Source organism: Amycolatopsis sp. M39 (assembly GCF_001651785.1).
GTDB classification, from domain to species: domain Bacteria; phylum Actinomycetota; class Actinomycetes; order Mycobacteriales; family Pseudonocardiaceae; genus Amycolatopsis; species Amycolatopsis rubida.
This window is the reverse complement of sequence record NZ_LWSF01000033.1, coordinates 610-24314: the sequence shown is the minus strand read 5'-3', so window position 1 is coordinate 24314 and position 23705 is coordinate 610. Positions and strand designations below refer to the sequence as shown.

Below are 23705 nucleotides of genomic sequence, written 5' to 3'. Positions count from 1 at the left end.
AGGCTACTGGTCGAGCACGGCGCGGACCCGCGCGGCCAGGTCCGCGGATCCGCCGTCGAACCACTGGATCCGCTTGTCCCGGCGGAACCACGAACGCTGCCGCCGCACGAACCGCCGGGTGGCCCGCGCGGTCGCCGCGGCGGCGGCCGCGAAGTCCCCTTCACCGTCCAGTTCGGCCAGCACCTGCTGGTAACCGAGCGCGCGCGAAGCGGTTTTCCCGTCCCGCAAACCGCGGCCGAGCAACTCGCGCACCTCGTCCACGAGACCGGCTTCGAACATCCGCTCCACCCGCAGGCCGACGCGCTCGTCCAGCTCGGCGCTCTCGCGGTCGACCCCGATCAGCACGGCGTCCCAGCGCGCCGGACCCGGCTTCGGCAGGTTCGCGGAGAACGGTTCGCCGGTGATCTCGATGACCTCCAGCGCACGCACGATGCGGCGGGTGTTCGTGGGCAGGATCGCCGCCGCCGCGACCGGGTCGCGCTCCCCCAGCCGGGTGTAGAGCGCGGCGGTGCCGAGTTCGGCGGCCTCTTCGCCGAGCCGCGCGCGCACTGCGGGGTCGGTGCCGGGGAAGCGGAGATCGTCCAGCACCGCCTGTACGTACAGCCCGGAGCCGCCGGTCAGCACCGGAACCCGGCCTGCGGCGAGAATCCGCTCGATCGTGCTGCGGGCGTCCCGCTGATAGGCGGCGACCGAGGCGGTCTCGGTCACGTCGAGTACGTCCAGCAGGTGGTGCGGGACCCCTCGCCGTTCCTCCGCGGTCGCCTTGGCGGTGCCGATGTCCATGCCCCGGTAGAGCTGGAGCGCGTCGGCGTTCACCACCTCGCCGTCCAGCGCGAGCGCGAGCTCGACGGCCAGTGCCGTCTTCCCGGTGGCGGTGGGGCCGACGACGGCCACCGGACGGGGCCGTTGAGCTGGGCTGATCACGCGGAGAAACGCTACCCGGCCGGGTCGGGACGCGGGCACGGAGCGTCAAGGAGAAGTAGGATCAACGCTTTCAGGCGGCTCATCCAGTACCACGGCGCGCGCTGAGCTGCTTGAATGCCGCTGGGGCCCCATGCCCCCGGCAGAGCACGACAACAGCGTAACCCGGCCCCGCTCACGCGGCGGGGCGCCCGCAGCCGCGGGCGTACAGGCGATAAGGAGCCTGCGATGGCCCAGGAGAACACGTCCCCCGGCACCCCGGCACCGCACCCGGTGCCGCACGCGCAGGGCGCCGGCCATGCCGCGCCGCCGGTGCCGCCCGCCGAGCCCGCCCCCGCCACCTGGGGCCGGGTCGACGCCGAAGGCACCGTTTACGTCTTCACCGCCGACGGCGAACGCGAGGTCGGGGTCTGGCAGGCCGGTACGCCCGAGGAAGGCCTGCTGCACTACGCACGCCGCTTCGACGACGTGCGCACCGAGGTCGAACTGCTCGAAACGCGGCTGAACTCCGGAGCGGGCGACCCGAAGCACGCGCTCTCCAGCGCCGCCCAGATCCGCGACGGGCTCGGCGAGGCGGCCGTGGTCGGCGATCTGAAGGCGCTCGCCGCGCGGCTGGAGTTCGTGATCGGGCTGGCGGAGAAGGCCCTGGTCAACGTCAAGCACGAGCGCGAGGAAGCCCGGGCCGCTGCCGTCGCGCGCAAGCAGGCGCTGGCCGACGAGGCGGAGAAGATCGCCGCCGAATCCACCCAGTGGAAGGCCGCGGGCGACCGGCTGCGCGCGATCCTCGACGAGTGGAAGACGGTCAAGGGCGTCGACCGCAAGACCGACGACGAGCTGTGGAAGCGCTTCTCGAAGGCACGCGAGGCGTTCAACCGCCGCCGCGGCTCGCACTTCGCCGAACTGGACAAGCAGCGGGCGAGCGCGAAGCAGCGCAAGGAAGAGCTGATCGCCGAGGCCGAGGCGCTGTCCGACTCGGACGACTGGGGCGCCACCGCGGGCCGGTACAAGGACTTGATGGCCGAGTGGAAGGCTGCCGGGCGCGCGCCGAAGGACAGCGACGAGGCGCTGTGGCAGCGGTTCCGCGCCGCGCAGGACGCGTTCTTCGCCCGCCGCTCGGCGGTGTTCTCCGAACGCGACGCGGAGTTCGCCGGCAACGCCCAGCGCAAGGAAGAACTGCTGGTCGAGGCCGAGAAGATCGACGTGGCGGCCAACCTCGAGGCAGCCAAGTCGGCGCTGCGCCGGATCCAGGAGCAGTGGGACGAGATCGGCAAGGTCCCGCGCGAACGCATCCGCGAACTGGACGGACGGCTCAAGGCGGTGCAGGACGCGGTGAAGTCGGCCGAGGACAGCCGCTGGCGCCGCACCGACCCGGAGGCGCAGGCGCGTGCCGCGCAGTTCCGGGAGCGCGTCGAGCAGTTCGAATCGCAGGCCGCCAAGGCCCGTGCCGCCGGGGACGAGCGGCGGGCGAAGAAGGCCGAGGAGCAGGCCGCCCAGTGGCGGGAATGGATGGAAGCCGCGGAAGCCGCGGTCGCCGATCGCTGAGCTGATTCCCGGAACGGCCGGTACCGCTCGGTGCCGGCCGTTTTCGCTGCCCGGTTCCCGACGGTCCGTGAAGGACGGTTGCCGGAGGCGGTCAGGTGCGCGAGAACGCCGTCCGCATCCAGAGCGTCGCCAGGACGATCGTCGCGATCCACGCCACGATCATGCCGATTCCCGGACCGTCTCCGGCCGCTCCGCTGGCGTGCGCGGACTGCTGCGACCAGATCGCCAGCAGGCCGTCGACCGAGGCGAACCAGCCGCCCGCGGCGCAGCACCACGCGACCCACCAGCGGCGCGACACGAGCGCGACCGCGCCGATGAACACGCCGACGCCGGTGGACGTCACGGCGAACAGCTGCGGGACCCCGCCCGCCTCGCCGGCCAGCGTCTCCCAGCCCGCGCGGCCCTGGGCCCACGGCAGGATCTGCGCCACGAGCAGCACGAACATCAGCACCGAGATGGTGAACCCACGCCTGCCCAGCTCCACCGTGCGCGCGGCGCGGCGGCCCGCGTCGTCGATCTCGTCGCTCAGCCTGCGGTCGACCTCGGCCGGCGTTCCCGGTTCGCTCATCCTGCACACCCACTCACCGGGGCCGGCTGCGCCGCCGGGGCTCCGAAGCCCGGCAGTCCCAGGGTGACCCCGCTCGTCTTGGGCCGAAGACCGGCTTCGGCGTTGTCGCCCGCTCGCGTGCGGCGATGCGTCAGGAGGTCGCCGTCGGCGACGAGGTGGTGCGGCGCGCCGTAGCTGATCACCGTCTCCACGACGTCGCCCGGCCGGACCGAGCGGTCGACGGCCGGACCGGCCGGCGTGAAGTGCACCAGCCGTCCGTCGCGGGCGCGCCCGCTCATCCGGTGCGTNCCGGTGCGTCTCCGCGTCCTTGCGTCCCTCGCCCGCGGCGACCAGCAGCTCGACCCGGCGGCCGACCAGCGTGCGGTTCTCTTCCCAGGAAATCTCGTTCTGCAGCTCGACCAGCCGGTCGTAGCGCTCCTGCACGACCTCCTTGGGCAGCTGCTCGGCCATGTCCGCGGCGGGCGTGCCGGGGCGCTTCGAGTACTGGAAGGTGAACGCGCTGGAGAACCGCGCGGCGCGGACGACCTCGAGCGTCGCCTGGAAGTCTTCCTCGGTCTCGCCGGGGAAACCGACGATGATGTCGGTGGTGATGGCGGCGTCCGGCATCTTGGCGCGCACCTCGTCGAGGATGTTCAGGAACCGCGCCGACCGGTAGGACCGGCGCATCTCGCGCAGCACCCGGTCCGAACCGGACTGCAGCGGCATGTGCAGCTGGTGGCAGACGTTCGGGGTCTCGGCCATCGCGTCGATCACGTCCGAGGTGAACGCGGCCGGATGCGGCGAGGTGAACCGCACGCGCTCCAGCCCGTCGATCCCGCCGGTCGCGCGCAGCAGCTTGCCGAACGCGAGCCGGTCGCCGAACTCGACGCCGTAGGAGTTCACGTTCTGGCCCAGCAGGGTCACCTCGAGCACGCCCTCGGCGACCAGCGCCTCGACCTCGGCGAGGATCTCGCCGGGACGGCGGTCGCGCTCCTTGCCGCGCAGCGACGGCACGATGCAGAACGTGCAGGTGTTGTTGCAGCCGACCGAAACCGACACCCAGCTCGCGTAGGACGATTCGCGGCGCGCGGGCAGCGTGGACGGGAACGTTTCGAGCGATTCGAGGATTTCGACCTCGGCCTCGGCGTTGTGCCGCGCGCGCTCCAGCAGCGTCGGCAGCGAGCCGATGTTGTGCGTCCCGAAGACGACGTCGACCCACGGCGCGCGCTTGACGATGTCGCCGCGGTCCTTCTGCGCGAGACAGCCGCCGACGGCGATCTGCATGTCCGGATTGGCGACCTTGTCCGGGCGGAGGTGCCCGAGGGTGCCGTAGAGCTTGTTGTCCGCGTTCTCCCGCACGGCGCAGGTGTTGAACACGACCAGATCCGGCTTCGCCTGCCCGGGAGCGGGGACGTAGCCCGCTTCCTCGAGCTGCCCGGCGAGCCGTTCGGAGTCGTGCACGTTCATCTGGCAGCCGAACGTGCGGATCTGGTACGTTTTCGCGTTCATCGTGCTCCAGCCTAAACCCCGGGGCCCGCGCCGGACCCGGCACCCGCCCGGCGGACGTTATGCGACGCGCCTCGCCGAGCATTCCGCTAATCGGGAAATGTGCCGTTGACCGGGAACGGAAATGCACCGGAACGGTCTCCGCGGAACAATTTCCGCCATTGTTTTCCGCACACTCCCGAAGATAAGATCATCGCCATTGTTCCGAATCGGACCGCCGCCGCTCTGGAGGAAAAGTGCGCAAGGTTTTCGCTCGCTCCGCGGCCGCGGTCGCGAGCACGTTCGTCGTCGCCGCGCTGGCGGCCGCCCCGGTCGCCGCGGAACCGGTTCCGCAGTCGGTCACCTGGTCGGCCGACCCCGCCGACGGCGTGGGAGCGTTCAACTCGGTCCAGTGCGCCGACGGCCACTTCAAGACCGCGACCGACGCCGCCAAGGGCAAGGTGTGGGTCGCCGAGCAGCTCGCCAAGGAGGAGCGCTGCGAAGCGGTCGGCCCCGACCTCGCCGCGGGCAAGACCTTCTACCTCGGCTGGTCGTCGAAGTACCGCGTCACCGACTCCACCAGCCGCTACGTGTTCCAGCTGAAATGCAGCCCGAGCAGCGGCACCGCGAACCATCCGATCGTCCTCAAGATCTCCGGCGGCAAGCTCCAGCTGGAGGAATGGACCACCGATCACACGAGCGTCAAACTCTGGAACGCGCCGGTCTCCAACGACCAGTGGCACGACATCGCGTTCCGGATCTCCACCGACCGCACCAAGGGCACCATCCAGTTCTGGTTCGACGGCGAACGGCAGACGTTCTCCGACGGGTCCGCCACCTACACCGGCACCACGATCGACGGGGACCGGAACTACCTGAAGTGGGGCGTCTACCACCAGGCCGACGAGACGGCGACGCAGTGGCTCGGCGAGATCCGGATGGGCGGCAGCCTGGCCGACGTCACCGGCTGACCTCTGGCACCATCGCTGCATGCGATGGAGGCCGACCGCGGCGCTGGCAGTGCTCTTGGTGCTGCTGAGCGGGTGCGGGCCGAGCTTCGCGAACCTGCACCTGCGCGTCGCGGCCGGGTCGGTGGGCGGCGTCTACCACGATCTGGCCGGGCCGCTGGCGTCGGCGTGGGCGGGCGAACTCGGCATCGAGACGCCCCGGGTGCTCGCCACCCAGGGGTCGCGCGACAACCTCAACCGAGTGCTTTCCGGGAGCGCGGACGTCGCGTTCGTCGCCGCGGACCTGGCCGCGGACGCGGCGGCCGCGCACCCCGGCAAGCTCGCCGCGCTGGCCCGCATCCACGACGACTACCTGCACATCGTCGTCCGCGAGGACTCGCCCTACAACGCGGTGTCCATGCTGCGCGGCCGCCACATCGCGGTCGGCTCTCCGGAGTCGGGCGTCGAGTACATCGCCGACCGGGTGCTGCAGGTAGCCGGGCTGAAAGGCGCGGTCACGGTCAACCAGCTGAGCCTGGAGGATTCGCTCTCCGCGCTCGAGAACCGCAAGATCGACGCGATGTTCTGGTCCGGCGGGCTGCCGACGCCGCTCATCACCGAGTACAACCGCAAGGTCGGGCTGCGGCTGCTCGACATGTCCGATCTGATGCCGGGCATGCAGCGGTTCAGCCCGGTGTACGGCACCGCGACCATCCCCGGCAGCACCTACGACCAGCCCGGACCGGTCACGACGCTGGTGGTGCCGAACTTCCTGGTCGTGCCCACCTCGATGTCCGCCGACGTCGCCGAAGCGCTCACGAAGGGCCTGTACGACGCCCGCCCGCAGCTCGCGGCGGTCAACCGGGCGGCGCTGTCGATCGACGTGCATCCGGGGATCGAGACCGGTCCGCTGCCGTTGCATCCCGGCGCGCTGGCGTATTACCGCGCGGAGAAGGTCTAGATCGAGACCACGGTGACGAGGCCCGGCCGGTTTGGACGGCGGCCGTCCGCGTCGACGACCCGCCACCTGCCCGCGCGCGTGCCGGGCGGGGCGAGCCAACGGCCGCGGCGGTCTCCGCGCAGATGACCTCGCCGCCGCCTTCGAGACCGGCACCGGCGGCCAGGTCGTCCGGTCGGCGGTCCAGTCGCGGCCGATGCCGCACGGCAGGACTTGTCCGAACACCGCGTCCGCCGCTTCGCGACACGCGGCGACCGCCGGAGCCCATCAGCGCTCCGCGACCGGGAAGTCCATCGCGATCCGCAACCCGCCGCCGTCGGGCAGGGACAGCTGAATCTCGCCGCCGGAATGCCGGACGATCTCGGTCACGATCGCCAGCCCCAGCCCCGATCCGGGCACGTTCTGATGCGCTGTGCTCCGCCAGAACCGGTCGACGGCCCGCTCCAGCTCGTCCTCTCGCAGTCCGGGACCGTGGTCGCGAACCGACACCGTCACGCGGTCTTCGACGACGTTCGCGGCCACCTCGACGGAAGCACCGGAAGGGCTGAACTTGAGCGCGTTGTCCAGCAACGCGTCGAGCACGACCTCCAGCCCCCGCGGCGGCACGAGCACACGCGCGCCGTTGACGTCCACCGCGCTCTCCAGCGAGACCTCCCGTGCCGCCCCGACCACGGACCAGTCGGCGACGCGATCGGCGATCACTTCGGCGAGGCCTTCGGAAACCAGCTCGCCGCCAGCGGACTCCGCGCGGGCCATGGACAGCAGTTCGTCGAGGATCTGGTTCAGCCGCTTGGCGTCCACCTGCGCCGCTTCGAGATCGGCCGCCGCGGCTTCGTCGGTGACCTGGCCGTCGAGATTGCCCAGCCGGATCTTCAACGCGGTCAACGGATTGCGCAGCTGATGCGAGGCGTCGGCGACGAACGCCCGCTGCGCGGCGAGCGCTTCCGACACACTCGCCGCCATCCGGTCGAACGACCGGCCCAGCTTCCGCAGCTCCGGCGGACCGCCGCTCTCCCCCACCGGCTCCGCCTCGCGGCCGCTGACCACAGACGCGACCAGCGCGTCGGTCGCCTCGTCCAGCCTCCGCACCGGGCGCAGCGTCCAGCGCACCACCGGCAGCGCGACGAGCAGCGCGAGCCCGAACGCGACCAGCGCGCACGCGGCCAGCAGCAACCATTGCCACAGCAGCTGGGTGCGGACGTGATCGGTCGCGGACTCCGTCACCACCGCGCCGCGCACCTCGCCGTCGATGAGGATCGGCTCGGCCAGCACCAGCGGCTTGCTCGCCCACGGCATCAGCAACGGCCCGGCTTCGGGCGGACGGGCGGCGAGCGCCTCGTTCACCGGCACCCGGATCGCGGTCCGGTCGACGGCGCCGCCCACCGAGCTCAGCACCGGCTCGCCGTCCTGGTTCACCACGACCACTTTCACGCCGTACACCTCGGTGTACCGGCGCAGTTCGGGTTCCAGCAGGCCGAGCTGGTTGTCGAGCAGCGGCCGCTGGGCGAGCGAAGCGAACCGCGAGGTGTCGGTGAGCCGGTCGAGGAAAAGCTTCTGCTGAAGGCTGCTCGCGATGCTGAGGGCGAGCGGGATGCCGAGCCCGAACACGAGCAGCGCGACGAGCGTGACGACGATGCCCTGCAGCCGGACGCGCACAGTTCAGTCCCGCCGGATGCCCAGCCGGTAGCCGACGCCGCGCACCGTCTCGATCAGCGCCGGGCGGCCGAGCTTGGTGCGCAAGGTGGCGACGTGCACGTCCAGCGAACGGCTCTCCGCCGCGCCGCGGTGCCCCCACACCTCGTTGAGCACCTGTTCGCGCGAGCACACCGCGCCGCCCGCCGCCGCGACCAGCGCGAGCACCTGGAACTCCTTGCGGGACAACGAGATCGGCTCACCCGCCACCAGCACCTCGTACCGGGCGAGGTCGATCCGGACGTCGCCGACCTCCACCACCGGCACGGACGGCGCGGGCCGCTCCACGCGCCGCCGCCGCACGGCCTCGACACGCGCGAGCAGTTCCTCCACGTCGTACGGCTTGACCAGGTAGTCGTCAGCGCCTGCGCGCAGGCCGTGCACCCGGTCGTTCACCTCGCCGCGCGCGGACACGACGATCACCGCGACGTCGCTGACCGCGCGGATCTGCCGGCACAGCACCACGCCGTCGACGTCGGGAAGCCCCAGGTCGAGGAGGATCACGTCGACGTCGTGGACCCGGTCGAGCACCCCGGCCCCGGACGGCAGCCGCTGCATGGTGAGGCCGCGGCGGACCAGCGCGGGCACGAGCGCCCCGGCGACCCGGTCGTCGTCTTCCACCAGCAGCACGCGCACGCTTGCTCCTCCCCGGTGATCCAGACCACGGTAGCCGGACTCTAGGGAGCCACGCCCCGCGGACACGGTGCGTGGCGGCCGCCACAGTCCCGACTAGGCTGAACGCCGCCACGACGGCCGCATCCGATACGTAGTTGAAACCCTAAGTATTGCTCAAGCCGTCTTTACAAGAGATGTCCCGGTAGTAGGTTTCCGCAAGCGTTGCGGAACCCCGGTTCCGCGGACGCCGCTGACCAACGGAGCTCTGGAGGCCACGATGACCACCGAGGTGGCGACGCCGATGATCAAGGCGGCCGCCGTGAACAAGTACTTCGGCGAGCTGCACGTGCTGCGCGAGATCACGCTCGAGGTGCCGCGCGGCCAGGTCGTCGTCGTGCTCGGGCCGTCCGGGTCGGGCAAGTCGACGCTGTGCCGCGCGATCAACCGGCTCGAGCCGATCAACTCCGGCGAGATCGCCGTGGACGGCGTTCCGCTGCCCGCCGAGGGCAAGGCGCTCGCCGCGCTGCGCGCCGACGTCGGGATGGTCTTCCAGCAGTTCAACCTGTTCGCGCACAAGACGATCGTCGAGAACGTCATGCTCGCGCCGGTGAAGGTGCGCAAGACCGCCCAGGCGCAGGCTCGCAAGACCGCGATGGAACTGCTCGAACGCGTCGGCATCGCGAACCAGGCCGACAAGTACCCGGCCCAGCTGTCGGGCGGCCAGCAGCAGCGCGTCGCGATCGCCCGCGCGCTCGCGATGAAGCCCAAGGTGATGCTGTTCGACGAGCCGACCTCGGCGCTGGACCCNAAGGACGGCATGACCATGCTCGTGGTCACGCACGAGATGGGCTTCGCCCGGCGCGCCGCCGACCGCGTCCTCTTCATGGCCGACGGCGAGATCGTCGAGGACACGACGCCGGAGGAGTTCTTCACCAAGCCGAAATCCGACCGCGCCAAGGACTTCCTCGGCAAGATCCTGACCCACTGACCCGTTCGGGGGAATCCCCCGGCGCCCCGGGTCCGAGGTGGCTGTACTCGGCCGTGTCCCTCGGCCCCGCCGAATCGGTACCGACAGTTCCCGGGCACCTGTTTCCCGGACAGACATGGGAGAGACTGACATGAGGATCCGCACCCTCGCGGCCGCTCTGCTCGCCGGCGGGCTGCTGCTCACGGCCTGCGGCAAGGAAGGCACCCCGGCCGGCTCCGGCGGGGACGCCAACGCCAGCGCCGCGCCGCTGCCCACCTACGAGGTGGCCAAGGACGTCAAGCTCGACGGCTCGCCGGTGTTCACGAAGATCAAGTCCGCGGGCACGATCACCATCGGCGTCAAGGACGACCAGCCCGAACTGGGCCAGAAGGACCCGAAGACCGGCAAGTTCCAGGGCTTCGACATCGAGNATCGAGATCGCCCGGATGGTCGCGGCCGGCCTCGGCTTCGGCGAGGACAAGATCAAGTACACGACGGTCGACTCGGCCGCCCGCGAACAGGCCATCTCCAACGGCCAGGTCGACCTCTACGTCGGCACCTACACCATCAGCGACAAGCGCAAGAAGCTCGTGTCGTTCGCCGGCCCGTACTTCCAGGCCGGACAGGACCTGCTGGTGCGCGCCGACGACAACTCGATCACCGGGCCGGAGACGCTGAAGGGCAAGAAGGTCTGCTCGGTCACCGGGTCGACCCCGATCCAGCGCGTGCGCGAGCAGAAGCTGACCGACCAGATCGTCGAGTTCCAGAAGTACTCGCAGTGCGTGGAGAAGCTGCAGACGAAGGACGTCGACGCGCTCACCACCGACGACGCGATCCTGAAGGGCTACGCCGCCCAGGACAAGGACAGCTTCAAGGTCGTCGGCAAGCCGTTCTCGAAGGAGCCCTACGGCATCGGCCTGAACAAGGACGACAAGGTGCTGCGCGACAAGATCGACGACCTGCTGCAGGCCTCGATCGACAACGGCACCTGGAAGAAGATCTACGACGCGACCCTCGGCAAGTCCGGCGCGCCCGCGACGCCGCCGGCCATCGAGCGGTACTGACCTGATCCGGCGGCCGGTGGGCGAAGCTTTCGCCCACCGGCCGCCGTACACCCACTATCGGCACACGGACGCGGGGAAGGCTCCATGGACGTCCTGCTCGACAATCTGGACCTCTTCGGTCCGTTCTTTCTCACCACGATCGAACTGTTCCTGATCGCGGGAGCGTGCAGCCTGGTGCTGGGCACGATCCTCGCGATGCTGCGGGTGAGCCCGGTCCCGGTGCTGCGCGCGATCGGCACGACGTACGTCACCGTCCTGCGCAACACGCCGCTGACGCTGGTGTTCGCGTTCCTCGTGTTCGCCTACCCGCTGCTCGACATCGTCAAGATCGACTACTTCCCGACCGCCGCGGTGGCGCTGACGATCTACACGTCGGCGTTCATCTGCGAGGTCGTGCGCTCGGGCATCAACACGGTGCCGATCGGCCAGGCCGAGGCGGGCCGCGCGCTGGGCCTGTCGTCCGGGCAGATCCTCGGCGGCATCGTCCTCCCGCAGGCGCTGCGGTCGGTCGTTCCGCCGCTCGTCAGCATGCTCATCGCGCTGCTGAAGAACACGACGATCGCCAGCGGGTTCTCGGTCGCCGAGGCGGGCGCGATCCGGCAGTACGTGTCCGAGCGCGGCGACAACCAGATGATCGCGCTGCTGTGGGTGGCACTCGGCTTCATCATCCTCGTGTCGGTGCTGTCGCTGGTGCAGCGCAGCCTGGAGAAGCGCTGGAGCGTGGCCCGATGAGCACGGTTCTTTTCGACACCCCGGGCCCGAAAGCACGGGTGCGGCACCGGCTTTACGCGGTGCTCGGCATCGTCGTCGTGGCGGCGCTGGTCGCGTTCGTGGTCTACCGCTTCATCGACAGCGGCCAGTTCTCCGCCCGCAAGTGGGAATGGCTGCAGTACTCCCAGGTCCAGAGCGACCTCGCGAACGCCGTGCTGGCGACCGTGAAGGCCTTCGCGCTTGGCGCGGTGCTGGCCATCGTGTTCGGCGCGGTGTTCGCCGCCGGACGGCTGTCCGACCACGCGTGGGTACGCGGGATCTGCACATTCGTCGTGGAGTTCTTCCGCGCGATCCCGCTGCTGATCCTGATGTTCCTGTTCTACTACGGCCTCCCGACCCTCGGCGTGGACACGTCGCCGCTGTTCGCGGTGGTGCTCGGCCTGACGCTGTACAACGGCTCGGTGCTGGCGGAGGTCTTCCGAGCGGGCATCCAGTCCCTGCCGAAGGGCCAGAGCGAAGCCGCGTACGCGCTCGGCATGCGCAAGACCCAGGTGATGTTCACGGTCCTGCTGCCGCAGGCGCTGCGCGCGATGCTGCCGACGATCATCAGCCAGCTGGTGGTGCTGCTCAAGGACACCGCGCTCGGCTTCCTCGTGACGTACCCGGAGCTGCTGTACTACGCCCGCTACATCGGCAGCCAGGGCGACTTCGGCCGCCCGATCGTCCCGTCGACCCTTGTGGCCGCCGCGATCTACATCGCGATGTGCCTGCTGCTGACCGCGCTCGCGACGTACCTGGAGCGTCGCAACCGCCGCAGCAAGAAGCACATCGACACGGATGCCAAGCAAGCCGCGGAAGTCACCACCGCCGCGACCGGCGGCCTGCACGGCGGCCCTCTCTGACGGTTCGTTCGTCTTTCACTCGAAGCCCCCGGTGCTGCTTTCCTTGCGGCGCTGGGGGTTTCTTGTTTTTCGGCCTTGCGCTGTCGGGTGTCGCGGTGGTCCAGCGGCGGGACTGCCCCGCTGGGCAGCCGGAGCGACACTCGCTTGCCCCACGACGCTGTCGTCGCCGCACCGTCCGCTTTGGCTCCCCCGCAGAACTCCTGCCGCGGTTCTCCGCCGGTCGGGCGCGCTGCGAGTTCCGTTGGGGGCAAACGGAAAACGAACCAGCCGCCGCCCGCTTCTCCGTGTCCGGGTTCCAGTACGCCCCGCCGGAATTCCCGGCCCGGCACCGCGTCTTCTGCCGCCGGGGATCACGCGAGCGCCGGTGATCATGACTCCTCCCTTCCGGAGAGTTCTTCCCTGGCAAGGGAAATCGTCTCTTCGGCCAGCGTGGCAAGCTCCGCTTCCCGGCTCGCCGCGGCACGAGCCAATCGAGTGATGCCCTCGACCCAGGAACCCGTGCTAACGTCGATCTCATCAATGCGAGAACATCCCCGTGACAAGAGCCCGCGAGCATCGTCGTAGCGGCCGCGAGCAACTGCCTTGATCGCTCCCAGTGCGTTGGCCAGCGCACTGGCCGGCTTCGACCACTCTCCGTCCCGCGCGTGGTCGGCCGGATCGCACGGACCGGCCCCAACCTCGCGCACGGCGAGATCAAGCCGCCAGAACAAGGAAACCTCAGCGAACCGCACGAACAGCAACCGCTTTCGCGTCGAGTGGAAGCAGTCAGGCGCCGTCCGGACGGCCGCCACCGGCTGCACCCGCTCCAGCGTCGCCCGTACGGAGGCCAGGCAGCCGGCCAGGCCCCCGTCGGGCACGAGCCACTCGACGTCGATGTCGCTGTACTCGTCCGCGGTTCCCGTGCGCAGCGAACCGCGCAGCTGCGCACGGGAACCGCGGCACGAGACGGCCAGCGCCTCGATGATGCGGTCCGCCAGCGCGTCCCGTTTCATCATCGGTGCCAGTGCCAGTGCCGATACCCATGTCGGCATCGGTACCGGCGCTCGCCCGACCGCCCGGCCGGGCGGTATCTGATCCATGCCATTACGCCCGCTGTCGCTGCCTGAGGAGGAACCGCCTATCGCCCCACCACAACTGAATACGCCCGCGGTCGCGAACCCGGGCGCCGCGGCCTCGTGCGGACGGAGCCCGCTGGGTCACCGATTGCGCCGGAACAACTTGTCTCCCAGCCAGACAATCGGGTCGTACTTGCGGTCGGCGACGCGTTCCTTCATCGGGATCAGTGCGTTGTCGGTGATGTGGATGCCTTCCGGGCACACCTCGGTGCAGCATTTGGTGATGTTGCAGAACCCGAGCCCGTGCTCGTCCTGCGCGGAGTCGCGGCGGTCGGCGACGTCCAGCGGATGCATCTCCAGTTCGGCGATCCGCATGAGGTAGCGCGGCCCGGCGAAGCTCTCCTTGTTCTCCTCGTGGTCGCGCACGACGTGGCAGGTGTTCTGGCACAGATAGCACTCGATGCACTTGCGGAATTCCTGCGAGCGCTCGACGTCCACCTGCTGCATCCGGTACTCGCCGGGCTTCAGCCCCTCCGGCGGGGTGAAGGACGGGATCTCGCGTGCCTTCGTGTAGTTGAACGACACGTCGGTGACGAGGTCGCGGATCACCGGGAAGGTGCGCATCGGCGTGACCGTCACGACCTCGGCCTCGGTGAACGTCGACATGCGCGTCATGCACAACAGCCGCGGTTTGCCGTTGATCTCCGCCGAGCAGGAGCCGCACTTGCCTGCCTTGCAGTTCCAGCGCACCGCGAGATCCGCGGCCTGGGTGGCCTGCAGCCGGTGGATGATGTCGAGCACGACCTCGCCCTCGTTCACCTCCACGGTGAAGTCCTGCAAGTCGCCGCCGGTCGCGTCGCCTCGCCACACGCGGAACTTCGCCTGGTAGCTCACGCGGTCCTCCCGGGGTGGGTCTCCAGCTCGCCGTCGGTGAAGTACTTGCCCAGCTCGTCGAGTTCGAACAGCTCAAGCAAGTCCGGCCGCATCGGCACCTGTTCCTTCACGGCCACGTCGACGTCCGGCACGAGCGGGTTGTCACCCGGCCGCGCGGAGCAGACAAGCAGCCGGTGCCGCCATTCCGCGTCCATCGACGGATAGTCGTCGCGGGTGTGGCCGCCGCGGCTTTCGGTGCGGGTCAGCGCCGCGCGGGCGACGCATTCGCTCACCAGCAGCATGTTCCGCAGGTCGAGCGCGAGATGCCAGCCGGGGTTGAACTGCCGGTGGCCCTCCACCGTCACCTGTCCCACCCGCTGCCGGATGTTCGCGAGTTTGTCCAGTGCCTGCCGGATTTCCCCGGCCTTGCGGATGATGCCGACGAGATCGTTCATCGACTGCTGCAGCTCAGTGTGCAGCGTGTACGGATTCTCCGGCGTGCCGTCCGCGGGCGGGTTGAACGGTTCGAGCGCCATCGCGGCCGCAGCGTCCACATCGGACTGCGAAACCGCGGGCCGGTCCGCAAGCCCGTCCACATAGGACGCCGCGCCAAGACCGGCCCGGCGGCCGAACACGAGCAGGTCCGACAGCGAGTTGCCGCCGAGCCGGTTCGACCCGTGCATGCCGCCGGAGCACTCGCCCGCCGCGAACAGGCCGGGGACGCTGGCCGCGCCGGTGTCCGGGTCGACCTCCACGCCGCCCATCACGTAATGGCAGGTGGGGCCGACCTCCATGGCCTCCTTGGTGATGTCGACGTCGGCGAGTTCCTTGAACTGGTGGTACATCGACGGCAGCCGCCGCTGGATCTCCTCGGCGGGCAACCGGCTCGCGATGTCGAGGAACACGCCGCCGTGCGGGGACCCGCGCCCCTCCTTGACCTCGGAGTTGATCGCCCGCGCCACCTCGTCGCGCGGCAGCAGGTCCGGAGTGCGGCGGTTGTTCTCCTGGTCGGTGTACCAGCGGTCGGCCTCGCCCTCGCTGTCGGCGTACTGGCCCTTGAACACCTCGGGCACGTACTCGAACATGAACCGTTTGTCCTCGGAGTTCTTGAGCACCCCGCCGTCGCCGCGCACGCCCTCGGTGACGAGGATGCCCTTGACGCTCGGCGGCCAGACCATCCCGGTCGGGTGGAACTGCACGAACTCCATGTTGATCAGCTTCGCGCCGGCGCGAAGGGCCAGCGCGTGCCCGTCGCCGGTGTATTCCCACGAATTCGACGTCACCTTGAACGACTTGCCGATGCCGCCCGTCGCGAGCACGACCGCGGGCGCCTCGAACAGCACGAACCGCCCGCTCTCGCGCCAATAGCCGAACGCCCCGGCGACCGCGCCGTTGTCCAGCAGCAGCTCGGTGACCGTGCATTCGGCGAAGACCTTGATCCGGGCCTCGTAGTCGCCGTACTTCTTGAAGTCTTCCTGTTGCAGCGAAACGATCTTCTGCTGCATAGTGCGGATCAGTTCGAGCCCGGTGCGGTCACCGACGTGCGCGAGCCGCGGATACGTGTGCCCGCCGAAGTTGCGCTGGCTGATCCGCCCGTCCGCAGTGCGATCGAAAAGCGCCCCGTAGGTTTCCAGCTCCCAAACGCGATCCGGCGCTTCCCGAGCGTGCAGCTCGGCCATCCGCCAGTTGTTGAGGAATTTCCCGCCGCGCATGGTGTCGCGGAAGTGCACCTGCCAGTTGTCGTTCGAGTTCGCGTTGCCCATCGACGCCGCGCAGCCGCCCTCGGCCATCACCGTGTGCGCTTTGCCAAACAGGGATTTGCACACCACCGCGACGCTGAAACCGCGTTCGCGCGCTTCGATCACCGCGCGCAGACCGGCGCCGCCGGCACCGATCACCACCACGTCGTAGCTGTGCCGTTCGACCTCGGTCATGGAATAAGCCACCTCACGAGCTGGGGAGAACTGCCTTGCGCTGCTGGATTTCCGGGGATCAGCCCACGAATCGCAGGTCCGAGATCGCGCCGCTGGACACGAGCATCACGTAGAAGTCGGTCAGCACGAGCGTGCCGAGCGTCGTCCACGCGAGAGTCATGTGCCGGGTGTTGAGCTTCGTGACCTGCGTCCAGATCCAGTACCGGACGGGATGTTTCGAGAAATGCTTGAGCCGCCCGCCGGTGACGTGCCGGCACGAGTGGCAGGAGAGCGTGTACGCCCACAGCAGCACGACGTTCAGCACGAGAATCACGTTGCCGAGCCCGAAGCCGAACCCGGTGGGGCTCTGGAAGGCGACGACGGCGTCGTAGGTGTTGACGAGCGAAACGATGCACGCGACGTAGAAGAAGTACCGGTGCACGTTCTGCACGATCAACGGCAGCCGCGTCTCTCCGGTGTAGCGCGCGTGCGGTTCGGCGACCGCGCAGGCCGGCGGGGAAAACCACACCGAGCGGTAATAGGCCTTGCGGTAGTAGTAGCAGGTCAACCGGAACCCGAGCAGGAACGGCAGCACGAGCACGCCGAGCGGCAGCCAGGACGGCATCTCGCCGAACCAGTGCCCGAAGTGGCTGGATCCCGGGACGCACGAGGTGGACACGCACGGGGAGTAAAACGGCGTCAGATAGTGGTATTCGGGCACCCAGTAGGCGGTGCGCACGAATGCCCGGACAGTCGCGTAAACGACAAAGGTGGCCAGCCCCAGCACAGTGAGCAGGGGCGAGAGCCACCACCGGTCGGTGCGCAGTGTCCGGGCGGCGAGCCGCGCCCGCCCCGGCGCTCGAACACCGGTGCGGGCGCGGCTGACGTCGTTGTCAGCGGGGGCGCTCACCGCTGGTCGCGCTTGTAGCCACCGACACCTTCGTCGTCAGCGCCGCTCCACAGCGCCGGATCGTAGGGAGTATCCGGGACAGGAACGCGTTCGGCGGGTTTCGCCTGCGCAGGCACAGCGGGCGGGTGCCCGTCCAGATCAGCGGTGTCGATGTCGAGCCGCTCGACGTCGTTGGCCAGCCGGCGCACCGCGGACGCGTCGCCGTAGCGCGATCGCAATGCGCCCACGCACTGCCGCAACTGGCCGATGGTGCGCCGGAGTTCGGCGATCTCTGTGGTGGACATCGGAAGCCTCCCTGGTGGTGGGACCGGCAGTTCGGGTGACGATCAACGTCGCCAAGTACGACTCTGCCTCGCGCGGTGCACTGTGACAAGTAGCACATTTACCAGAAGGAAGCATCCTGTACCGGTTGACCTGGGGATTTATGACTAGATAGGGGCCGAAAGTGGGGTCCAGGACGTCACCAGGACGTCAGCCGATCAACTCAGGCCGCCGACGCGAGGTCTCCCGACGGACGGAACACGCTGTCGATCGCCGCGCGCGCCCGCTCGTAACTGGTCTCCATGAGGTGGGTATAGACACGGAGGGTGAACGCTTCGCTGGAGTGCCCGAGATATGCGGAGAGTTCTTTGATACTCACCCCGCGTGACAGCATCAGCGAGGCGAACAGGTGCCGGAGAGCGTGCATGCCGTCACGGTCATTGACATAGGCCAGCCCGGCGGCCACGAACGCGGGCAGCCACACGCCCATGTGAAACGACTGGTTCTTGTACGGCACGCCGCTCGGCTTGGTCATGAGCAGATTGACCGTCTCGTACGCCTGCCCGTCCCGCTCGCCCCACGGCAGCGTGACCGCGACGGGCGGGTACTCCTCAAGATAGGCGTCGATCTTCTCCAGCAGGCCATAGCCGAGCGGGATCTCCCGCACCTTCCGTCCTTTCGGAAGCTTGAACTTCTGCACGCCCTTTACCATCACGAGCTGCCGAGTGCACCGGTAGACCATCTTCTCCCGGTCGATGTTGTCCGGGCTGAACGCCAGCACCTCCCCCGGTCGCAGCCCCAAGCCCGCCCCGATCACCACCGCCGGTTTGAACCGCTCGACAACGGCCTCCTCGATGGCGTGCACCCGCTTCTCAGGCCAGACCTGAACCTCCTTGGTGGTCGGCTTCGGCCGGGGAATGGTCGCCTTCTTGAGCGGGTTGAGCCGCATCTTCTCGTCGACCACCGCAGCGTCCCAAATGGACAGCACGAGGTCGAACACCTGACGCTGGTAGGTCCCCGAGAGGTTCCGCTCTCGTCGTTGAGCCACGCCAGCCACTTCCGGGCAAGGTCAGAACTCTCGCACATGTCGAGACTCCGCTCGCCGAAGAACGGGAACACGTACTTGTCCAGTTGCGACGTCATGGTGTTCAACGACGATTCGCCAAGCGGACGGCTCTTCAGCACCTGCATGGCGTAGGCCCGAAAACCCTCCTTCCCCGCACTCGAATCTCGGTACACCCCCGCGTAAAGCTCGTTCTCGATATTGGTCTTGAACTCCTTCGCCGCACCGAGCTTCTTGTCCGGGAAGGACCGGGACGCCTCCGACTTGTCCGGCTTGACCCAGCGCACCTTGTACCGCATGCCTTTCCCGTAATCCGCGGTGCGCTCTTGAAGCGGCTTCTTCTTGTCGTTGAGCACGACTTCCCCGGTTTCCGGATCGACCTTGTCCCGGAACCAGCGATCTTCGATGTGTGCCATCAGATTTGCTCCCCCTCGCCCCTCATGCGGCAGGCATGGTCTCGGGACCGTCGAGCCACTCCCGGACAGCGTCGGGGTGGTAGCGGACGTGCTTGCCCATTCGCCGCCACGGCGGGCCGTAGTTCTTGTAACGCCAGTCCTTGAGCGTGTCCTCGGGAATGTCGAGGTAGGCGGAGAGATCTTCGGGGCTCCACAAGCCCTCCACACTGACCAGCCGCACACGCGAGTTGTTGTTCATGTCTCCCCCTTCCCAGGTCAGGCCGCCAGCACCGGAGTTGCCGAAGTTTCCGGCGGCTCAGGTGGCGATCCGGACGCAGCGAGCCGGGCCGCTTCGTACTCGGCCTTCCAGGTGCGGCGTTCAGCGATGGCGCGCATCACGAGCTGATCCCGGGGTGGACAGTGCGGGTCGCCAGGCTCGACCTTGCGCCACACCAACTTTTCCGGCGCAGGACGCGGCTTCTCGATCCCCACAGCCGCGAGAGCGGACAGCACGAACCCGACCCGGTCGGCCTTGTGGTCCGCCACGGTCTTGCCCGACCACTTGCGCGACACCAGCACTCGCCGACCCGGCAGCCCGAGAGTGGTCCGTCGATGTGCACGCCCCCGGCAGTGCCCCGGAGTTGTCTTCGCGCCTGCGTCCTTGGGATTGATGCCGTAGAGCAGCCACACGGGGCAGCGCGGCGAACACGGGGTGACCGCCAGCTCAGCGTGCAACCGGTCGTGGTGATCACGCTGCGCGGCAGTCTCGGCGTCGACCACTTCATCGGTCGACTTCGTGAGGTACTTGGTCAGATAGCCGATGTGCCGCCCGGCTTCCTCGGTGCCGCCGAGAATTCCTTTCGAGTGCACCTGTTCCCCGAACCGCACGACATGCGCCGGTTCCTCCACTTCGGACACCGCGTCATCCCAGCCAGTCAGCGGTTCCCGGGTCTCGGGGTCCACAAAAGAACGCACATCCGGTTCCCACAAGGGTTTCCGGTCTCCGCCGTAGACCATGACGTCGTGGCTGGGCCACCACACCTGGTGATAGGTCGCTTCGGTCACGAGCCGGATCACGTCGTGTGAGATCGCTCCCCGCAACGCGGCATGGAGGTGGGGCGCGGCCCGGCGCTGGGGTTCCACGGTGGCGAAGTACTGGACCTCGAACCCGACCACCCGGCGCAGGTTCTGCCACCACCGATCCACCAGCGCCGCGAAGTGCACCGCGTCCCGAGCCGCCCGCCGATAATCGTACGAAGCAGGATCGACCGGCGAGCCGTCCGGACGCACCCGGCCGTAGGTGTCGCAAGTGAGCGTGACGAACATCGACGGCCGGAACCCCGCGAACTCCCTTCCCACAGTGGTTTTCGCGACCTTCTTCCGAGGCAGGTTCGGCGTGTCCTGCCGCCGCCGCGTGGACCGCTTCACCGCCCGTTTCGCGGGTGGGTCGAGCACGGGCAGACGGCCAGTCATGCCCGACTCCCGCAACTCGACGTCTACACTGGACACTTCGGCCCGCAGTTCCTCCGCTTCGACCTCATTCCCGGCCGCCGTCGCTTCCCGGTAGTGCGCGGCCAGGTCCGCCCGGTAGGTCAGCAACTCCCGTTAAGTCTCGGTCGGCTCCGCGCGGGTGATCACGGGTTCTTCGGTCAGGTGCCAGCCTTCCCGGCACTGGGCCTGCCGCAGGGCCTTGGCCTTGCGGGCGCAGGGCAGACACACCGATTCCACTGTCGAGCCGCACGGCACCGGGACATAGCGCAGCTCCCCGGTGTCGGTGTCAGCGACCTCCATAGTGAAGGGCCGCACGCACACCCCGTGCTGCTCTGCCGTCGCCTTCACCACGTCGGCAGCAAGGGCACCGCGGATTCGCTCCCGACGCGCCCCGGCCGGCAGCGCCTGACCAGCTGGTTCCTGCGCAGAGGTCGTCATGCCGCTGCCTCTCCCGCACGCGCCCACTCCCGCAGCAGCCACACCGGCAGCTCCTGATCGGTCGGCGGAGGCAGATCAGGGAAGGTGCTCGGATCGAACGGGACTCCGCCGTAGACCCGGACCGGGATGCCGCACGGCGTCCGCCCAGACAGCTCCAGTTGCACCCGTGCGCCGTCCGGCGTGCGCCACAGGCTCACCCGCGCCCCGTCGAGGGTCACCGCCCAGGTGGCCAATCCCGCCACGACGCCAGGCATGGTGTCGGCGTCCAGAGCCACGGTGACCGGCGCGGCCCAGGTGGTGACCTCGACCGAGCAAGCCGGAGGCAACGCGTGCGAATCAAGGTGATCCCGGATCGCATCGAGGAAGACCATCAGCCGGTTCATGCCGTCCCCCTTTCCGCGCCGTCACGACGGTTGTGGGCAAGGTCAAGCACCTGAGCCCCGCCGTTCGTGACGTAGTCCTCCAGCGCCTTCACCGTCGCGTCAGACACCCATCCGGCCCGGACGCGCAGCGGTTCGCGGATACCCTCGCCCCACACGTAGCCGACACCGGGGGTGTTCTCGGGGATGCGGTTGGCCCACGCCCCGCGCTCGTACGCGCCGTCGCCGAGCACCATGGACACCTGAGACTTGGACGTGACCCGCAGACACACCCGCCGGGTGAACAGCTCCCGCACGGGAACGGTTTCCTTGGTCGGATCCTGCACGTAGCCGCGCACCGAGATCAGCGTGGCCCGTCCTTGGGTGTTGAGCACCGAGACGTGTTCGGTGATCGCGTCGCGCGTCTTGCGGTCGGTATAGCGGGTCAAAGCTGCAAGCTCGTCAAACTCCAGCAGCTCCAACGGAAAGTCCTGCGAGAGCGGCACTTCCCGTGTCTGTCCGGCGAACGCCCGCTTGCGCCGTTCCAATTCGTCCCGCAGCGCCTCCAACACCTCCAGCGCTTCCGCACCGGACACCGCGTAGCGGGAGAAGATCCCGCGCCCGTAGGCGAGTTCCATACCTTTCGGGTCCACACCGGACACCCGCACCAACCCGGACCGAATCGCCGGGGCAGCCGACANAGCCGACACCAGCGGCGACCACATGACCGAGTTCTTGCCCGCGCCCGACGCACCAGCCACAAGGATGTGCGCGCCCCCGCCAAGCAACGGCAGCCGCCAGGCCGTCCCGTACTCGGTCGAACCGGCGAACACCCGCCGCAAATCCACCGCCGACGCTTCGGCCACCTCCGGCAGCGGAAGGCAGGACACGGCCGAGGCCAACAAGTCCCGACGCATGAAGTCCACCGACACCACGTCCGGCGAGATCTCCCGCACCTGCACCCGCGTCACCCGCCGAGCCGTCGCCAAAGCGCGCGTAGCGTCGCCGAAATCCTCCGGAGTCTGGCCAGGCACCAGGCGTACGCGAACCTCGTCCCACGACGGGCCAGAACGGACCCGCAACACACGGGGGAACGCCACGCCCGCGTCACACCGAGACTGGACCACCGCTTCACGCTTGCGACGGCGAGACACCAGATTGACCGTGACGTCCACGGGAATCGCTTCGTCCCGCACGGTCAACCCGCAGGCATGCAGCCAGCCCGGGAGTTTGCGCCCGTAGACGGCCCAGCGCAGCCACCAGGCTCGGCACCACCGCCCGCACCAGATTTCGAATCCGATCGGCCAGCCGCTCCGCCACACGAGCGCCACCAGCCCGACAGAGCCCGCCGTGATCGCCAGCGAAGGCCAGCCGAGCCAACGCCACCACGCGCCCAAAGCGAGCAGCGCCAGGCAGGTGCGCCAGTGCGCGGCCAGTTGCCGAACAATCCAGCCCATCGCCCGCAGCAGGCCCCAGAAGGCAAGACCGAGGATCGCCAGCGCGGCCAGGGTTTCCGCGATCACGGCGAACGCCCGGCCCAGCTTGGCCAGCACCCATACCAGCACCGCCAGGCCAGCGCCGCNGCTCACCGCCCTCAGCCGCGGTGAGGTCGAGCGGCAGCATCCCTTGGCATGCCGCGCATTTCTTCTCGCCCAGCACGAGACGGGCGAACTTTTTGCATGCGACGCAGCGCGTCCGGGTGACCCCCGTTGACGCACGCCGTCCAGAACCGGTTATGTTCGTCATTGTTCACTTCCCAGTGGACAGCGCAGAACCGGTGGAAGGTTGGTCGCCAGAGGCCGGTTCTGCGTTTATACGGAACAATTTCGCCCGTTCAAGGGCGCGTTGAACACAGCACACGTCGCCGTGCGCTTTTTTCAGTACCCGCTTAGGTTTTCCGGCTAGTCGGTGTTCGATTCGTCGGTGGTTGGTTCCTCGCCGGTCAGGAGCTGAGTCAGCCCGGCGTCAGTCGCCTGCCGCTGCGCTTTCACCTCTTTCAGGAGCTGGTCCACCACCACCGACAGCCGCGCCAGCGACTCCGCCGGGGACAACGCTGCCTCCGCCAGCCGTTCGATCGTTCCCGTGTACGGGGCCGCTTCCTTGCCGACCAGGAACACCCCGGCGCCGTGGTGCGGGCAGTACACGACATCCGAGGTGTCCTTCATCGTGTAGCGACTGAACGCCCCCTGCGTCACGACCTGACTCGGAGCCAGCCGGATCGTCACCGCCCGCGAGATCCCGATCAGATCCTTGAGGAACCGCATCTGCCGCAGCATCACCTCGGCGTCCCCGAAATGGTTCCGCAGCGCCTCGGACCCGATGAACATCCGCGCCGGGATCGCGCCCGCTCCGAACACGATCCGGTTGCGGTCCAACCGGTTCTCCACCACCTGGTCCAGCTTCTCCTTGTCCCGCAAGTCCGGACCGAACACCAGCCGCGCGTAATCCGGAACCTGCAACAGATCCGGCACCAACAGCGGAGCCCACACCGTCACCGACGTCGCCACCCGCTCATGCGCGATCAACGTCGTATAGTGCGCCGGGTCGGCCTGCGACCCCGCCGAGAACCAGCTCGGCCCCGACACACCCCGCGCCA

At 68.8% G+C, this 23705-nt stretch carries 20 protein-coding genes and 3 pseudogenes; 7 read left to right on the top strand and 16 right to left on the bottom strand.

The annotated features are described in order from the left end of the window. Nucleotides 1–3 precede the first annotated feature (3 nt). Nucleotides 4–924, bottom strand: coding sequence for a tRNA (adenosine(37)-N6)-dimethylallyltransferase MiaA (miaA, locus tag A4R44_RS40575; protein WP_067593505.1), 921 nt, complete (start codon nt 922–924; stop codon nt 4–6). A 225-nt stretch (nt 925–1149) separates the two neighbouring features. On the opposite strand from miaA, the gene A4R44_RS40570 reads away from it, so the two are divergent. Further along, on the top strand, nt 1150–2463 hold the full coding sequence (locus A4R44_RS40570; protein ID WP_067593502.1) for a DUF349 domain-containing protein: 1314 nt from the start codon (nt 1150–1152) through the stop codon (nt 2461–2463). 91 nt (nt 2464–2554) lie between these two features. Here the strand turns inward: A4R44_RS40570 and A4R44_RS40565 are convergent, their stop codons facing one another. After that, nucleotides 2555–3031: a membrane protein gene (locus tag A4R44_RS40565; RefSeq protein WP_037809765.1), complete on the bottom strand. Its 477-nt coding sequence runs from the start codon at nt 3029–3031 to the stop codon at nt 2555–2557. Further along, nucleotides 3028–4519 (bottom strand): annotated as a pseudogene (gene miaB, locus A4R44_RS40560) (tRNA (N6-isopentenyl adenosine(37)-C2)-methylthiotransferase MiaB). Before miaB ends, A4R44_RS40565 begins: the two are co-directional and overlap by 4 nt. 233 nt (nt 4520–4752) lie before the next feature. On the opposite strand from miaB, the gene A4R44_RS40555 reads away from it, so the two are divergent. Both A4R44_RS40555 and A4R44_RS40550 read left to right on the top strand, forming a co-directional pair. Continuing rightward, a complete protein-coding gene (locus tag A4R44_RS40555; protein ID WP_067593499.1) occupies nt 4753–5466 on the top strand; it encodes a heparin lyase I family protein in 714 nt (237 codons plus the stop codon). 19 nt (nt 5467–5485) lie between these two features. After that, a complete protein-coding gene (locus tag A4R44_RS40550; RefSeq protein ID WP_067593495.1) occupies nt 5486–6403 on the top strand; it encodes a TAXI family TRAP transporter solute-binding subunit in 918 nt (305 codons plus the stop codon). Between the two features lie 264 nt (nt 6404–6667). On the opposite strand, the gene A4R44_RS40545 is transcribed toward A4R44_RS40550, so the two are convergent. Together A4R44_RS40545 and A4R44_RS40540 are read right to left on the bottom strand one after the other, a co-directional pair. Next, nucleotides 6668–8056 (bottom strand): HAMP domain-containing sensor histidine kinase, encoded by a 1389-nt coding sequence (locus A4R44_RS40545; protein WP_067593492.1) that lies wholly within the window; start codon nt 8054–8056, stop codon nt 6668–6670. A gap of 3 nt (nt 8057–8059) precedes the next feature. Beyond that, complete coding sequence (locus tag A4R44_RS40540) at nt 8060–8728, bottom strand: response regulator transcription factor (RefSeq protein WP_067593489.1); 669 nt, start codon at nt 8726–8728, stop codon at nt 8060–8062. A gap of 280 nt (nt 8729–9008) precedes the next feature. Here A4R44_RS40540 and A4R44_RS40535 point away from each other — a divergent pair, with 280 nt between their 5' ends. The 4 genes and pseudogenes from A4R44_RS40535 to A4R44_RS40520 all read left to right on the top strand — a co-directional run bounded on the left by A4R44_RS40535 (nt 9009) and on the right by A4R44_RS40520 (nt 12351). Further along, a complete protein-coding gene (locus A4R44_RS40535) occupies nt 9009–9695 on the top strand; it encodes an amino acid ABC transporter ATP-binding protein (RefSeq protein WP_198545644.1) in 687 nt (228 codons plus the stop codon). A gap of 130 nt (nt 9696–9825) precedes the next feature. Beyond that, nucleotides 9826–10738, top strand: a pseudogene (locus tag A4R44_RS40530) (glutamate ABC transporter substrate-binding protein). A gap of 84 nt (nt 10739–10822) precedes the next feature. Next, entirely contained in the window at nt 10823–11470 is a 648-nt protein-coding gene (locus tag A4R44_RS40525; RefSeq protein WP_037809751.1) for an amino acid ABC transporter permease, read from the top strand. Beyond that, on the top strand, nt 11467–12351 hold the full coding sequence (locus A4R44_RS40520; RefSeq protein ID WP_067593484.1) for an amino acid ABC transporter permease: 885 nt from the start codon (nt 11467–11469) through the stop codon (nt 12349–12351). Before A4R44_RS40525 ends, A4R44_RS40520 begins: the two co-directional genes overlap by 4 nt. Nucleotides 12352–12719: 368 nt before the next feature. Here A4R44_RS40520 and A4R44_RS40515 read toward each other — a convergent pair whose 3' ends face one another. The 11 genes and pseudogenes from A4R44_RS40515 to A4R44_RS40465 form a co-directional block, all read right to left on the bottom strand. Continuing rightward, complete coding sequence (locus A4R44_RS40515; protein ID WP_067593481.1) at nt 12720–13346, bottom strand: hypothetical protein; 627 nt, start codon at nt 13344–13346, stop codon at nt 12720–12722. Nucleotides 13347–13547: 201 nt separating this feature from the next. Continuing rightward, on the bottom strand, nt 13548–14300 hold the full coding sequence (locus A4R44_RS40510) for a succinate dehydrogenase/fumarate reductase iron-sulfur subunit (protein WP_067593478.1): 753 nt from the start codon (nt 14298–14300) through the stop codon (nt 13548–13550). Then, entirely contained in the window at nt 14297–16213 is a 1917-nt protein-coding gene (locus A4R44_RS40505; RefSeq protein WP_067593476.1) for a fumarate reductase/succinate dehydrogenase flavoprotein subunit, read from the bottom strand. Before A4R44_RS40505 ends, A4R44_RS40510 begins: the two co-directional genes overlap by 4 nt. 58 nt (nt 16214–16271) lie before the next feature. Then, nucleotides 16272–17102, bottom strand: coding sequence for a hypothetical protein (locus A4R44_RS40500; protein WP_067593474.1), 831 nt, complete (start codon nt 17100–17102; stop codon nt 16272–16274). Continuing rightward, complete coding sequence (locus tag A4R44_RS40495) at nt 17099–17386, bottom strand: hypothetical protein (RefSeq protein WP_067593471.1); 288 nt, start codon at nt 17384–17386, stop codon at nt 17099–17101. The genes A4R44_RS40500 and A4R44_RS40495 overlap by 4 nt, the downstream gene beginning before the upstream one ends. 200 nt (nt 17387–17586) lie before the next feature. Then, nucleotides 17587–18411, bottom strand: coding sequence for a site-specific integrase (locus tag A4R44_RS40490; protein WP_067593468.1), 825 nt, complete (start codon nt 18409–18411; stop codon nt 17587–17589). 453 nt (nt 18412–18864) lie between these two features. After that, a complete protein-coding gene (locus A4R44_RS40485; protein WP_067593465.1) occupies nt 18865–19080 on the bottom strand; it encodes a helix-turn-helix domain-containing protein in 216 nt (71 codons plus the stop codon). A 17-nt stretch (nt 19081–19097) separates the two neighbouring features. Further along, nucleotides 19098–20750: pseudogene (locus A4R44_RS40480) on the bottom strand (replication initiator). Continuing rightward, nucleotides 20747–21133 (bottom strand): hypothetical protein, encoded by a 387-nt coding sequence (locus tag A4R44_RS40475; protein ID WP_067593462.1) that lies wholly within the window; start codon nt 21131–21133, stop codon nt 20747–20749. Before A4R44_RS40475 ends, A4R44_RS40480 begins: the two are co-directional and overlap by 4 nt. Next, nucleotides 21130–22698 (bottom strand): FtsK/SpoIIIE domain-containing protein, encoded by a 1569-nt coding sequence (locus A4R44_RS40470; protein WP_232791998.1) that lies wholly within the window; start codon nt 22696–22698, stop codon nt 21130–21132. Before A4R44_RS40470 ends, A4R44_RS40475 begins: the two co-directional genes overlap by 4 nt. A gap of 312 nt (nt 22699–23010) precedes the next feature. Then, nucleotides 23011–23705: DUF5753 domain-containing protein (locus tag A4R44_RS40465; RefSeq protein ID WP_232791997.1), on the bottom strand; the 695-nt coding region annotated here is incomplete at its 5' end.

What these genes read in the sequence shown, in the direction of transcription:
- A4R44_RS40515 (WP_067593481.1), bottom strand. Translation starts at nt 13,346, where the DNA reads ATGATGAAACGGGACGCGCTGGCGGACCGCATCATCGAGGCGCTGGCC.
- A4R44_RS40495 (WP_067593471.1), bottom strand. Translation starts at nt 17,386, where the DNA reads ATGTCCACCACAGAGATCGCCGAACTCCGGCGCACCATCGGCCAGTTG.
- A4R44_RS40475 (WP_067593462.1), bottom strand. Translation starts at nt 21,133, where the DNA reads ATGAACCGGCTGATGGTCTTCCTCGATGCGATCCGGGATCACCTTGAT.
- A4R44_RS40570 (WP_067593502.1), top strand. Translation starts at nt 1,150, where the DNA reads ATGGCCCAGGAGAACACGTCCCCCGGCACCCCGGCACCGCACCCGGTG.
- A4R44_RS40520 (WP_067593484.1), top strand. Translation starts at nt 11,467, where the DNA reads ATGAGCACGGTTCTTTTCGACACCCCGGGCCCGAAAGCACGGGTGCGG.
- A4R44_RS40550 (WP_067593495.1), top strand. Translation starts at nt 5,486, where the DNA reads ATGCGATGGAGGCCGACCGCGGCGCTGGCAGTGCTCTTGGTGCTGCTG.
- A4R44_RS40525 (WP_037809751.1), top strand. Translation starts at nt 10,823, where the DNA reads ATGGACGTCCTGCTCGACAATCTGGACCTCTTCGGTCCGTTCTTTCTC.
- A4R44_RS40485 (WP_067593465.1), bottom strand. Translation starts at nt 19,080, where the DNA reads ATGAACAACAACTCGCGTGTGCGGCTGGTCAGTGTGGAGGGCTTGTGG.
- A4R44_RS40565 (WP_037809765.1), bottom strand. Translation starts at nt 3,031, where the DNA reads ATGAGCGAACCGGGAACGCCGGCCGAGGTCGACCGCAGGCTGAGCGAC.
- A4R44_RS40505 (WP_067593476.1), bottom strand. Translation starts at nt 16,213, where the DNA reads ATGACCGAGGTCGAACGGCACAGCTACGACGTGGTGGTGATCGGTGCC.